The following is a 13,830-nucleotide window of genomic DNA, read 5'->3' as shown; positions in this document are numbered from 1 at the left end:
AGAAGAGGTTACGGCTTCTTTTTTGGCTCATACTCGATGAACTCTTCGGAACGGATTTCGACATAAGCAAGGTTGTTGCATAGATCATTCAGCAGCCCCTACTTAGTGTACTCATTGTTTTATTTGGGTTGCTGATACGAATGGGTCTGTCTGAGACACCTATATTTGAACAAATTTCAAGCCGGCACGAACGTGTGCGACATCCGCTGAGAACGGCGTTTCGCATGTCTCCGAAAGGTATCATTCTTGCATGGATGGTAGCCACGCAGGATAATTCGTTTACGTACCTCTTCCAAACGTTTATTACCGCTTATGTGGAAAATCAGTTGCATCTCCCGGACTCAGTGATGTTGACGACTCTGACTTTGATGGGTCTTATACAATTAGTAGCGGTACCTGCGTTTGGAGCCTTATCCGATAAAATCGGTAGGCGACCGATTTTAATTACTGGTGCGCTATTATCAGCTTTATACGGTTTTCCATTCTTTTGGATGTTGAACACAAAAAGTCCTATTCTTATTGGCGTGTCCGTTATTCTCGCATCTAGTATTTTTAGAGGCGCCATTGTGGCTGTGCAAGCGTCCTGGTATACCGAACTGTTCAGTTCTAAGATTCGATACACAGGGTTTGCAGTAGGGCGAGAATGGCCCTCCGCTCTTGGAGGTGTAGTTCCTGTCTTCGCCAGTGCAGTACTGATTTGGTCTCATGGACATACTTGGGCAATTTCAATCTTAATCATCGTCTTTTCATTGTTGACGGTAGTCGCAGGGATACTCGGGCCGGAGAATTCAAAGCTCGAACTTACCGACATAAACGGCGATTTGACACGCGCGTCACTGAATGAAACTACGATTAATGCCATGGAAGAGCCCGGTACGAGTCGATAGTGTGTAAAGTTTATACAGGAGGAATCCATCCATCCCGCTAAGGCTTGGATGGATTGCTACATTCATTTTAAGAAGTTTAATTAAACTCGCCTACACGATCCTCGTATTTCTAACCATGTAGGCAGGATTCTTTTAGTAATCCCGGCACTTGGATGTTCAATTTGAGTGATTACGAGATGTGCGGCCTCTGCTCCAAAGTCTTTTAAATTCCGATTCACGATTGTGATATCAGGGCTGAGCAGTTTGGTTAAGTATATGTCATCGAAAGAAATAATCGATATATCCTTTGGGTATTCGATGCCCAGTTGCCGCATTGCCTGTAATGCACCGATGAAAATTTGGTTACTGCCGACAATCACTGCTGTAGGCCTGTCTTCGCAATTTAAAAGTTTCATCATAGATTTGTACCCTTGCTCTGGCTCAAGAGAGACTTCATGTATATAGCATTCTGGAATGGTAATACCATGTGATGATAATTGAGATAGTATAGATTGTTTTCTTATCCTGCCTGGATAGGTGAGACTTGAACTAAGAATCAGAGAAATTTTTGTATGTCCCAAGGCAGCTAAATAATCTACCGCTTCTTTGCTTCCTTTTGCGTGATCATTGGTTACGACGTTCATATCGATATCAACCAGTTGCCTGTCTAATAAAACGATAGGGATATTTAGCCCCGTTATAAATCTTGTTATTTTTTTATTTGAGTCGACTGTGAGAGATGCGATAATACCGCTAACGCCTTGCCGGATAAATGATTCGAATAAATGTGTTTCTTCAGTCGGATTTGTATTGGTGATTCCCAATTCAAGTTGATATCCTCTGTCTGCTAATACCTGATGCGCCGATTGAACGATTTCGGCGAAGAGCGGGTTTGATATATCACTAATGATCATTCCGACTGTCGGAATACGTTTGGTTCGCAGTCCTCTAGCGAGAACATGGGGATGGAATTGAAGTTTTTCCATTGCATCTAGCACTTTGCTTCTAGTGTCTGCGCGTACTGATCCATTGTTTATCACTCTGGATACAGTGGTGGTTCCAACGCCTGCCAAGCTGGCAACATCCTTAATAGTTGGTTTGTGACTGCCATGATGATTATCCTTGGACACAGCAAACACTCCTCAAAATGCCGTAATTCCACATAGTCAAGCCAATTTGCCTTGAAGATGGTTGTTCAATCAAGTATGTATATTGGTACACCTATTTTACAACGAATGGCTACATTTTGTGCACGATGGGCTCTTGGGGCTGGCTTGTATACGGTTTTCGCCTAGTGACGATGAATTGGATGACCACCTGTGAGAAGGATGCGCATGACGGATTTCATCTAGCCGAAGATGGGCGGTGCATTGGATGTGGGCGTGATCGACCAGATGCAAAATGATGTAGCGTATCGCGAAGCGGAGAGTTTACTGGATGCCGATGCCGGTCGCGAATTCGCCCGCCTGACCCGTGAGTAGGTACTCATCGTAAGTCGTCGGGCGAATCGCGAGGCTGCCGGGTCGTTCTCTCGTTAAGCGTGAACGAGCGGGCGATTAACGGTCAATGCGGCGGAAATGCGCTCGACATCGTCGACGAGTGCACGGAATTCGTCAAAGTCGAGTGTCTGTGCGGCGTCGGACCACGCCTTGGCAGGCGTTGGATGAATCTCGACGATTACCCCGGACGCACCAGCGGCGACGCCTGCGCGAGCCATGGGGCGGACGAAGGCGGATTTGCCAGTGCCATGGCTAGGATCAACGATGATGGGCAAGTGCGACAGGCTCTGAACGACTGGCACGGCGTTGAGATCAAGCGTGTTGCGCGTCGCCGTCTCGAACGTGCGAATGCCGCGTTCGCAGAGGATGACGTTCGGGTTGCCTTGCGCCAGAATGTATTCTGCTGCCATGAGCCACTCGTCGATGGTACCCGAGAGGCCTCGTTTGAGCATCACTGGTTTCCCAGATTTTCCGGCTTCGCGAAGTAGGGGGTAGTTCTGCATGTTACGTGCACCGATTTGGAGAATGTCCACGTATTCGGATACGAGTGCCACTTTATCAGGCTCCATGACCTCCGAGATGATACCAAGACCCGTTTTGTCGCGAGCGATGGCGAGCATTTTCAGGCCCTCTTCGCCGTGACCTTGGAAGCTGTACGGGGACGAACGTGGTTTGAAGGCGCCGCCGCGCAGGAACTGTCCGCCTGCTGCCTTGACGGTTTGTGCAATCTCCAGCAGGTTGTCGAGCGATTCGACGCTGCAGGGACCGGCCATGACGGTGACTTTATCGCCGCCGATGATGTGGCCGCGCACATCAATGATGGTGTCTTCTTTTTTGAAGGCCCGGCTCGCGAGTGGGTATGGGCTATCGATGGCCATCACCTGTTCAACTTGTGGCAGGGTTGCCAGAGACGCTTCTAAATGCGCGTCGTTCTTCGGGACGACAATGGTCGAGGGCCCCGCCTGGTAGCCCGTGTGCCCCCCTTCTTGAATCGCGGTAAGAACCTGCTTCGTTTGTTCGGCGGACACGTGTGGACGCAGTACTATGACCATCATGATTCGCTCCTCTCTTGTTGCGCGCGCGCTAGGACATCGCGTACAATCACCATTTTTTGAATTTCGGAAGTGCCTTCTTCAAAGCGCTGCATGCGCGCATCGCGGTAAATTCGTTCTATTTCGGAGGATTTGAAGTAGCCAATTCCTCCATGTATTTGAAGTGCCTTATCGGTCACCCGTTGTAACATTTCTGTCCCAAATAGTTTCGCCATGGCCGCTTGTGTGGAGATTGGCAAGCCTTCGTCGAACCGGCGGGCGGCAGCCAAGCAGAGCTGGCGCGCGGCTTCAATGTCCGTGGCCATTTCCGCGAGCCACATTTGAATCGCCTGGCGCTCGGCCAAGGGTTTGCCAAACGTGACGCGGGTCTGCGCGTGTTGCGCAGCGAGTTCCAGCGCGTGGTTTGCGGCGCCGACACAAGTCATGCCGATGGCGGTGCGGCTGGGATCCAAAAAGCCACGAAACGCCACTTCTAAGCCGTCGCCTTCTTCGCCGAGGCGATTGGCCACAGGTACGCGGCAATCCCGCAGGCGCAGATGTCCGTGTGCGGTGCCGGTGATGCCCATCGCAGGGGCCATGAATTCGATGTCGAGCCCTGGCGCGTCGCGCGGGACGAGCAGTGCCATCGTACCTTTGCCGCCGGATGTCCCCTCCAGGCGGCAGAAGAGGAGAAAGTAGTCGGCGATGTCGCTGAAGATAATCATCCACTTCTCGCCGTTCAACACGTACTCGCCGCCTTCTCGCCGCGCTGTGGTCTTGATGTCAGCGCCTGATCCCGAGTTTGGCTCAGTCAGTGTGAACGTGACGCGATGCTTGCCTTGGACGAACGGAATCACGAATTGCGCGCGCTGTTCAGGTGTCGCTTTGCTGTCCAGTGAGCGCCAGAGGCTGTTCATCACGTGCACGATGACGCGCATTGAGCCGTGCATATGTGCGAATTGCTCGAGCAACTGTAGATATTCCTCAAACCGGAGCCCCGCGCCACCGTAATCGCGCGGCGCTGTCAGCCGCAGAAATCCGCGGTCGTTGAGGTCGTCCCAGACGGCCGTCGGAACTGTGCCGGATTGCTCGATTTCGTTTGCAAATGCCCGAGCAGGACCTTTGACGTATTCGGTGACGAGCGATTGATATTGTTGGAAGTCGTGCGTCGTCAACGTGTCTCCTCCTTTATCGCATTTACGCGAACATCCATGCGAAACATCCGTCATCTATGCGAAGGGTTCCTCAGATGGCCCGAAGCTATCGTTCAAACCTGCGTTTGTCCTGCAAGTTTGGCGGTGATGTCGTTGCGCAGCACGTACTTTTGAATCTTGCCACTTGCCGTGCGCGGCATTGCGTCGATGATTTCTATGCGTTCCGGCCAATAAATCTTGGCCATTCCACGAGCCCCTAAGAAGTCTGTGATTTGCGACAGGTCTGGTGCAGTGTGGCCATCGGCCACGACGATATAGGCACACGCGCGTTCGCCGAGCCGTGGGTCTGGCATCGCGACAATGGCGACGTCTGCAATCGCCTCGTGTTGATACAGCAAATCCTCGATTTCCACGACGGGAATCTTTTCGCCACCGCGATTGACGACGTCTTTTTTGCGACCTGTGAGTTTGAGAAATCCATCTTCGTCAATCAATGCCAAATCTCCGGTGTCGAAGAAGCCATCCCCTGCATGGCTTTCCTCGTACCACTCGTGGTGGTGCAGGTAAGTTACAAACATCGCCGGCGTCTTGACCTGATAATTGCCTTCTACACCAGGTGGCACGACGTTGCCTTCATCATCCACGATGCGAATCTCCATGCCGTCGATGACGCGTCCGTCGGTGCCGGCCAGTTTTTCTGCCGGATCATGTGGGCGTCCAACGCAGACTAAGCATGCTTCGGTTGATCCCCAGCCGCCGGTCACATTGCATTGCAATGCCTCACGCGCCTCGCGAGCCAATTGTCGCGGCACAGCGGCGCCCGTTGCAACAAATGTGCGCAGTCCTTTTGGCGGGTTCTCACAGCGCACGAGATCTGCCAAGAACGGCATGGCCGCTTGGACAAACGTGGCGCCGTGCTGTTCAATCGCGGCGCGCGCTGTCTCGACGTTCCAGACAGCCTGGTAGATGCCTGTCGCACCCACATAAAAGGAGACCAACATGCCATACAAAAAGCCAGTTTGGTGCGCGAGTGGCGATGGCGCCCAAATCTTATCCGACGCGGTCAGTTCCAAGGTGGTCGTATGAGCCAAGAGCGCACTCGAGAGGGTTTGATGCGTATGTAATACGCCCTTCGGTTCGCCGGTGGTGCCAGACGTATACAACAACTCCGAGTAAGTGTCGGGACGTGGTCGATACGGTGTTAGATCAATCACGTCGCCTGTAAGCAACCCGCCCATGTCAGATGTTTCTGGCTGGCGACTCGACTGTGGTAGGACGATGACATGTTTGAGTGTCGGGAGTTCGCCGCGAATGGCGTCGACCATCGGCAAGTACGAAAACTTGCGGAATACATCTGGAACCATCAACAGGCGGCTGCCTGAAGACTGCATGATAAATTTCACTTCGCGTTCGCGCAGGGATGGGAGCAGGGGACAAGGCGTCGCACTGATTCGCCACAAGGCCAGTGTGAGCGCGATGAACTCCCAACCACTCGGCAATTGATAGGCGACTGCGTCACCCGGTTTGACGCCGTATTCGGTGACGAGCTTTGACGCAATTTGATTCGCCAGGTCGCCGAGTTCTCCGTACGTGATTTGAATGGGTTCGCCTGCGCTGAGATCAATGACCGCCAACCGGTCAGGGTGGCGCCGAATTGTCTCATCTAGATTGTCGATAAACAGTGGGGCTTGTGCGAGGTCCATTCAGCTTCAACTCCTTTGTTATGGGCTACATGGATTAACCCTTGGTTCTAACACCAGGTAATAAGTCGTGAGGAATCTCCTCGAAAACGCTCGAAAATTATCGGAAATCCTATAATGACGCGGATTTTAAACGTTGCGTTCATTGAGCACTGGCTTCATTCTAGCATTTAGAACTCGATTTTTTCAACACCAGGTGCTAATATCAGCTTATAAATTTCGCTGCGGTTTGATACCGGACGGCGAAAAGAATTTTCGGCAGTGTTATTCGGGAAGGTTGTCTGGGCTACATAGACAGAGTTGTTTTTCGTTCGTTACACTGGGGAGACAAACCGCAGACGGAGGAAGAGGAGTAAGTGATGATCACACAGGGCCTAGAAGTTCGCTACCGTGCACTGAGCCAGCCCGGTCGGATTGGGAAGCTGGCGTTACCGCATCGGGTGCTCATGGGGTCAATGCACATGGGGTTGGAACGTCAGCCGGATAAACTGCAACAGCTGTGCGACTTCTATCGCGAGCGAGCCGAGGGGATGGCGGCGCTCATCATCACGGGTGGCGCGGTGGTGACGCAGGCTGGCGGCGGCGATATGTACGTGTTGACGGAGAAAGCTGATGTCGAGGCGCTTGCACAGTTGCCGAAAGCCGTTCATTCGGTTGGTGGCAAGATTGCGCTGCAGTTGTTCCACTCCGGTCGTTATGCCTTTTCTGAAGAGATTGGCATGCAGGCGCTCGCCCCGAGCCCCATTGCTTCACGACTGACGCGGGAAGTTCCCCGGGAGATGACGGTCGAGGACATCGAGGAGACGATTCGCCACTTTGCCAATGCGGCGCGCACTGCGCAGGATATCGGATTCGATGCCATTGAGATTATGGGTTCAGAGGGCTACTTACTCAACCAGTTTCTGTCGCCTTTGACCAATCAGCGTGACGATCAGTACGGGGGGTCACTCGAAGGGCGCATGCGGATGAGCCTCGACGTCGTGGCGGCCATCCGAAAGGCTGTTGGGTGGGACTATCCCATCATTTTCCGCATGTCGGGACTCGATTGTATGCCGGGCAGTACGACGCCAAAGGAGACGATTGTGTTCGCACAGGCGCTTGAAGCTGCGGGTGTGGATGCCTTGAACGTCGGTATTGGTTGGCACGAATCCAGAGTGCCTACCGTGCAGCAGATTGTGCCGCGCGGTGGATTTGCGGCGGTGGCGGGAGCGATACGGAGCCAGGTCGGGATTCCGGTCATCGGCGCCAACCGGGTGAATGTGCCGGAAGTCGCCAACGCGTTAATTGCTGATGGTTATTTGGACTTTGTCGCACCGGCGCGGCCGTGGTTGGCGGACAGTCAGTTCGCGAAAAAAGCCCTTGAAGGGGACCGGTCAGGACTGAACGTCTGTATTGCGTGCAACCAGTCTTGCTTAGATCACACGTTGGTTCGTCCCCACATGCCGGTGAGTTGCTTAGTCAATCCGCGGGCGGGGCAGGAGTCCCAGTGGCCGCGGATAGAGGCTCTAGTGAAGCGCCGCGTCGCCGTCGTGGGTGCCGGTCCGGCTGGTCTTCAAGCCGCGGTGACAGCGGCAGAACGGGGGCACGAAGTCGTTTTGTTCGAGCGTCAGGCGGAAATCGGTGGTCAGTTTCGAATGGCGGGCAGGATTCCGGGTAAGGACGAGTTCTATGAAACCATTCGCTATTTCCGCGAAATGCTTGAACGCTTGTCTGTGACTGTTAAAATGCAGACAGAACCGACAGTGGATGAGTTATGTTCGTTTGATCACGTGATTCTCGCGCAGGGGGTTGTTCCGCGCATCCCGGATATTCCGGGGACCGACTTGCCGCACGTCGTGACATACGCGGCGGTGCTGAATGGAGAAGTGCAGGTTGGCCGGCGCATTGCCATCATTGGTGCAGGCGGGATTGGGTGTGACGTCGCGACGTTTTTGGCGGAAGGGCGGCACGTGCCAGCAGATGTGGAGGCGTTTTTCGAGCTGCAATCGCTTCCGACACCGCCGGAGCTGCCGCGGGAAATCACCGTGCTCGCCCGCAGCGAGAGATATGGTCACGGAATTGGGCGGAGTACGCGTTGGGTCGTCAAACAAGAGATGAGCCGCCTTGGCGTGCGTGTCATCACCAACGTCGAGTTTCGCGAGATAACACCAGATGGTGTCGTCGGCAGTTCATCAGATGGCGCATTGTTCGTGCCTGCGGATCAGGTGATTTTGTGCGCTGGGCAAGAGTCGCAGGAGACGCTTGCCGAGGCGCTTGCTGATAAGGTTTCGGTACAGGTTGTGGGTGGTGCTAGAGACAGCCGTGGCATTAACGCAGCACGGGCGATTCGCGAAGCGCTGGAAGCGGCTTATCGAATTTCTTGACCTCTTGTGCGTGCAGTACCCCAGGAATTGAACATGGCATGGTGCAATTCTTGCTGACAGGCGATGAGATGAGGAGTGGGCGAATTGGCAGGTTTGTTAGAAGGTAAGAAGGCGTTTATCACCGGCAGTGGCCGTGGCATTGGCCGGGCGACGGCGCTCGCGATGGCGCGTGAGGGCGCGGATGTCGTGGTGCATTACCGCCGGGATCAAGAACAAGCCGAAGCGACGGCTAAGGAGATTCAGGCGCTGGGCCGCCAGGCACTGACTGTCAAAGCCGAACTGGAGAGCCAGGAAGAAATCAACGCTGCATTTGACGTGATTGAGCAAGAATGGGGCAGCCTTGATATCTTTGTGGCCAACGCAGCGGCGAGCGCGTTCAAACCGATTGATCAACTAAAGGACTATCATCTCGACAAGACGTATCACGTGGTGGTGCACAGTACCGTGTTTGCGGCACAACGTTGTATCCCGTTGATGGAGGGGCGCGCGGGCCGTATTATCACGATGTCGAGCATGGGCAGCACATATACGTTGCCACGATATGCGACGCTTGGCAGCGCCAAAGCTGCGCTTGAATCGTTGACGCGGTACCTGGCCAGTGAACTGGGGCCGAAGGGGATTACGGTCAACGCACTGAACCCAGGTGTGGTGGATACGGAGTCGGCGAAGTTTTACGGTGGCGAGAACTACGACCAGTACAACGCGGACGTCATCGCACACACCCCACTTGGCCGCATTGGCACAGTCGAGGAGATTGCTGATGCAGCGGTTTTTCTCGCGAGTGATTTGTCGCGCTTTATCACGGGACAAGTCATTCGGGTCGACGGCGGACTGACGCTGATGACGGGTGGCTTTGAAAGTTTCTAAGACGCCTGCTATCGTGCTGTTGTCGCGAGGTGTTTGGACAGATTAGACCGCGTTGTGCGGTGTGAAACCATCAACATTGAATGAGAATGGAGTCGTGTAATGATGTCATTGACGAAGGCGCAAATCGAAGAAAAGGTAAAAAATGTCGTGTGTAATCAGCTGCAAGTGGATGCTTCTGAGGTGAAGGCCGACAGTCTGTTTGTCGATGATTTGGGTGCAGATTCGCTGGACTTGACCGAGCTCGCTGTCGCTTTTGAAGACGAGTTTGACATCGAAATTCCGGAAGCGGATTTTGGCCAACTGTCGACTGTGGCTGGTGTCGTCGACTACATTCAGGGTCGCCTTTCGTAACGCGGACGACGAAGTGTAAGCAGAAATGTAGCCAGAAGTTTGAGACAAGGAGACGATAAGATGTTTGACTTTGCCGGCAGAACTCTGTCCGTCGAGCGCGCGCAAGCGTACATCGACCAGGGCTACTGGCCCGACGAATCGTTTGTCGACGTGCTTGAAAATGACGTCAAACTGTATCCGGATTTCGTGCACAAGGACGAAGACAGAAGCCTCACGTATCGACAGTTGTGGGATGAAGTAGAGGCAGTGGCGGCAGAGTTGTACCATCGCGGAATTCGCAAAGGCGATACGGTCGCGATTCAGTTGCCGAACTCGCTCGATTACGTGGTCGCGGTGTTTGGCATCGCCCGGATTGGCGCGATTGGCGTGTCACTTCAAATTGACTTGGGCCGCCAGGCAATTGAGTCGAGTCTCGACCGCTCGAAGGCGAAAGCGTGGATTATCGCGGACAGCTTCCGCGGCCAACCGCTATACGAAATGGCGATTGACGTGCAAAAGAGTCGTCCGCAATTGGAGTATGTCATTTTTCAGGGGGATGCCTCCCGGGCGCCTGCGGGTGCATTGACGTTCCAGTCGCTGCGCGAAAGCGACAAGCGCTTGGGCGCAGCTGAGTTGGCGGCGAATCGGCCGACGCGCCTCGACGCATTTCTGATGGTGTTCACCTCGGGAACGACAGGGTCTCCCAAAGGCGTTGTCCAACTGCACGCCAACTACTTGTGGGCAGCGCGCGCGTATGCGAAAAACTTTGGCTATGAGCCAGGGGATGCCGTACTCGACATCGCGCCTATCTGCCATCAGACGGGGATGCTCGCGGGTGTCATGATGACGATTGCGACGGGTGGCCGCATTCTGCTGTTGGAGCGGTTTTCCGCGAGCCGCGTCATCAAGTGGATTGAGACCGAGAAACCAGCTTATTTGGTCGGTGCACCACCGCACGTGATTCACGTGACCAACGCGCCAAACCTGAAAAATGCCGACACCTCCAGTGTGAAACTGTTTATTTACGCAGGTGCACCGGTGCCGAGTTCCGTGCTCGAGCGGTTGCAATCCGATGGGGGCATTAAAGTCGGGGGCATGTTTGGGTGGACGGAAGGCTTTTTGGCGACGGCGACGCGGCCGGATGATCCACTTGAGGCCTTGAGCTCGACGGTCGGTTTTGTCATTCCAGGGACGGAAGTCCGGCTCGTTGACGAGGATGGCCATGATGTGGCGCCAGGCGAGCCTGGTGAAATGTGGGCGCGCGGGCCGAACTTTGCTGCAGGGTACTACGAGAATCCGGAGGCTGCGCATCGCCAATGGGACGCCGATGGGTGGTTCCACTCCGGCGACGTGTTGCGCCAGGATGAGAACGGTCGGTTTAAGTTTATCGCGCGTGCGGATGACGTGATTAACCGCGGCGGCACAAAGATTGACCCGAAGAGCGTCGAGGACGTCATTGCGGCGCATCCAGCGGTCGAGAACGTGGCCGTTGTCGGCGCGCCAGACGAGACCTTGGGTCAGCAGAGTGTCGCGTGCGTCGTGTTGCGTGAAGGAGCCGAGAAATTTTCGCTTCCAGAACTCCGCGATTTCCTGGCTGAGCGCGGTTTGGCAAAGTTTCAGTTCCCGGACCGTCTGGAGTTTATGGATGAGCTGCCGACCACACACTCAGGAAAAATCAAGAAGAAGGACTTGCGCGAACGGTTCCGTCTGGAAGCAGAAGGAAAGTAAGCGACGAATAGAGCAGGAGGGGCAACATGAGTATCTTAAACGCGTCCGAACGCGATGCGATTCAGGACAATCACGTCCAGCTGGATTCCGCCCTTATCGCACGTGCAAATGAGATTCGCAATCGCGTAATTCAGTTTCGCGAGGAAGAGGCGCAGGATTTTGCGGAACAAATTGAGCGGACAGAGGAAATTCCGCAGGCGCTTTGGCAGCGGATGCGGGAGCTTGGCTTCCACAAGTTGACGCAACCGGCTCGGTTTGGTGGCGAAGGTTTGCCGCTGACGTTGTACTTCCCGATTCTTGAGGAAATTGCACATTGTCACGGCTCTATCCGCATGGTGTTTCACGCGTACAACAGCATCTGGCGGACCGTGGGTCAAGGTACGGAGGAACAGCAGGCGCACTGGCTGTCAAAGTTGGTCAACGAAGGCGCATTGGTGGCGTTTGCGCTGACGGAACCGGACAACGGGACGGGCATCGACCTGCGGACGACCGCGACGTATCAGGATGGCAAGTACGTCCTTAACGGTCGCAAACACCTGATTACGTTTGCGCATGAGGCGGCGGTGCTCGCCGTCATCGCGAAAATGGAAGGCAGTGCGGGCCGCACAGGCCTGACGGCATTTTTGGTGCCGCAGGGGCGCGCGGGTATGAAGTTGGAAGCGATGTCGCACATGATGGGTGACAAGGGTTGCTCGCACGCTGTCATCACGTTTGAGAACTGTGAAGTCTCCGAGGACGAAATCCTTGGCCAGGTCGGAGAAGGGTTTGACGTGGCCGTGCGCGGATTCCTCGACCAGAGTCGCGCATGCATTGCAATGAGCGCTGTGGGTCTTGCGCAAGAGGCACTGGATCAGACGCTCGCCTTTATTCGCAAGCGCGTCACGTTCGGTAAGTCCATCGCGAGCCGGCAGGCGGTCCAAATGCGCATTGCGGAGATGCAGATGGCGATTCAAGGCGCCCGCCTGCTTTGTATGGATGCGGCGAAAAAGTACGATCTCGGCCAGGACATCTCACTCGAATCCTCCATCGCGAAGGCGAATGCCATCCGTATGGTCACAGAGGTGACCGATGGCGCACTGGCTCTGTTCGGCGGCATTGGCTATAGCGTCGACAGCCCAGTGGAACGCTTGTATCGCGATGCGCGGTCTTTGTGGTTCGAAGAAGGAACGGCAGAGATGCAGAAGATGACAATTGCTGAAGCGCTGCTGACGAATGCTCGTCGACGTGAGCGCGAGGCGAAGAAGAGCGAGTAAGATGAAGGCTGTCACATACACGCCTGACCAGGGCTTTGCACTAGTTGAAGTAGAGACGCCGCAACTTGGGCCGGACGAGGTGCTCTTGCAGGTGGAAGCCTGTGGGGTGTGCGGGAGTGATCGGCAAGTGGTAGCTGGGGAGTCTGTTCCGACTGGGACGGCCTTCCCGCTCGTGATGGGCCATGAAATCGCTGGGCGCATCGCCGCCTTGGGGGAAACGGTGACCGACTGGCACGTGGGGGACTCGGTGATTGTCCACCCATTTGTGGCGTGTGGTACGTGTGCGCCGTGTGTGCATGGTCAGCCGAACCTTTGTGTCCGACAGGTGTGCATTGGCTATCAGCGTCCTGGCGGCTTTGCGGAGCAGGTGGCGGTACCTGCAAGGCAGTTGGTGCGCCGTCCGGCAGAGCTAGCACCGGCGGCAGCGGCGTTGGTGGTTGACGCATTCGCGACGCCCTATCATGCGATGCGCGCTGCAGGTGTCGAATCGGGACAGACAGTGCTCATCATTGGCACGGGTGGACTCGGACTGGCAGCACTTATGTTGGCGATGGGCTTTCACGTGGGACGGCTGGGGGCTGTCACGCGGCGCCAGGAGGGCATTGCTATCGCCGAGGCACACGGCGCGCAGATGGTGGTGGTGACGGACCAAGATGAACGCACCATTGCCCGGCAGTTGCGCCGCTGGTCGGGGGCATCCGGCATTGATGTCGTCATCGACACCGTGGCGACGGCGGACACGATTACCCTTGCGGCAGAGTCGGTTCGCCCTGGTGGCACCATCGCAATTGTCGGTATGTCGGCGGACACGGCTCTCTACCCTGTCGCGAAAACGGTTCGGCGCGGGCTGACCTTTGTAGCGAGTTACGGTTCGGTTCGCGAGGACGTCGAGCAACTGGTGTCGTGGGTCGCAGAAGGTCGGCTTGACCCAGTGCGGTTGGTCGCGGGCGCACTGCCGCTTCACGAGGCAGCGCGGGCGTTTGCACCGGATAGGCCGGCGGGTCGATGGGTGATTGTCCCCTCTGAATAAATTGTTTTG

11 protein-coding genes are annotated in these 13,830 nt (G+C 55.2%); 7 read left to right on the top strand and 4 right to left on the bottom strand.

Annotation, left to right across the window (positions count from 1 at the left end; genetic code table 11):
- The first annotated feature begins 83 nt into the window (after positions 1–83).
- Positions 84–887, top strand: coding sequence for an MFS transporter (locus J3482_RS10610; RefSeq protein WP_328702688.1), 804 nt, complete (start codon positions 84–86; stop codon positions 885–887).
- An 80-nt stretch (positions 888–967) separates the two neighbouring features.
- Here J3482_RS10610 and J3482_RS10605 read toward each other — a convergent pair whose 3' ends face one another.
- The 4 genes from J3482_RS10605 to J3482_RS10590 form a co-directional block, all read right to left on the bottom strand.
- The gene (locus J3482_RS10605) at positions 968–1,996 is read right to left on the bottom strand and encodes a LacI family DNA-binding transcriptional regulator (protein WP_188332243.1); all 1,029 of its coding nucleotides are present in this window, start codon (positions 1,994–1,996) and stop codon (positions 968–970) included.
- Positions 1,997–2,400: 404 nt separating this feature from the next.
- Complete coding sequence (aroF, locus tag J3482_RS10600; protein WP_146822993.1) at positions 2,401–3,417, bottom strand: 3-deoxy-7-phosphoheptulonate synthase; 1,017 nt, start codon at positions 3,415–3,417, stop codon at positions 2,401–2,403.
- Positions 3,417–4,571, bottom strand: a complete 1,155-nt coding sequence (locus J3482_RS10595; protein WP_223204137.1) for an acyl-CoA dehydrogenase family protein — start codon at positions 4,569–4,571, stop codon at positions 3,417–3,419. Before J3482_RS10595 ends, aroF begins: the two co-directional genes overlap by 1 nt.
- A 92-nt stretch (positions 4,572–4,663) precedes the next feature.
- A complete protein-coding gene (locus tag J3482_RS10590; RefSeq protein WP_206916196.1) occupies positions 4,664–6,253 on the bottom strand; it encodes an AMP-binding protein in 1,590 nt (529 codons plus the stop codon).
- 356 nt (positions 6,254–6,609) lie between these two features.
- Here J3482_RS10590 and J3482_RS10585 point away from each other — a divergent pair, with 356 nt between their 5' ends.
- The 6 genes from J3482_RS10585 (at position 6,610) to J3482_RS10560 (ending at position 13,821) form a co-directional block, all read left to right on the top strand.
- Positions 6,610–8,613, top strand: coding sequence for an FAD-dependent oxidoreductase (locus J3482_RS10585; RefSeq protein ID WP_146823066.1), 2,004 nt, complete (start codon positions 6,610–6,612; stop codon positions 8,611–8,613).
- 84 nt (positions 8,614–8,697) lie between these two features.
- Positions 8,698–9,480: an SDR family oxidoreductase gene (locus J3482_RS10580; RefSeq protein ID WP_223204138.1), complete on the top strand. Its 783-nt coding sequence runs from the start codon at positions 8,698–8,700 to the stop codon at positions 9,478–9,480.
- Between the two features lie 102 nt (positions 9,481–9,582).
- On the top strand, positions 9,583–9,831 hold the full coding sequence (gene acpP / locus J3482_RS10575; protein WP_407653174.1) for an acyl carrier protein: 249 nt from the start codon (positions 9,583–9,585) through the stop codon (positions 9,829–9,831).
- A 60-nt stretch (positions 9,832–9,891) separates the two neighbouring features.
- Complete coding sequence (locus J3482_RS10570) at positions 9,892–11,538, top strand: class I adenylate-forming enzyme family protein (RefSeq protein ID WP_146823000.1); 1,647 nt, start codon at positions 9,892–9,894, stop codon at positions 11,536–11,538.
- 26 nt (positions 11,539–11,564) lie between these two features.
- Entirely contained in the window at positions 11,565–12,791 is a 1,227-nt protein-coding gene (locus J3482_RS10565) for an acyl-CoA dehydrogenase family protein (RefSeq protein WP_021295189.1), read from the top strand.
- A gap of 1 nt (position 12,792) precedes the next feature.
- Positions 12,793–13,821, top strand: coding sequence for an alcohol dehydrogenase catalytic domain-containing protein (locus J3482_RS10560; RefSeq protein ID WP_206916193.1), 1,029 nt, complete (start codon positions 12,793–12,795; stop codon positions 13,819–13,821).
- Positions 13,822–13,830 lie beyond the last annotated feature (9 nt).

This window comes from Alicyclobacillus suci (genome assembly GCF_017329615.1).
GTDB lineage: Bacteria > Bacillota > Bacilli > Alicyclobacillales > Alicyclobacillaceae > Alicyclobacillus > Alicyclobacillus suci.
This window is presented reverse-complemented; position numbering and strand designations above follow the sequence as displayed.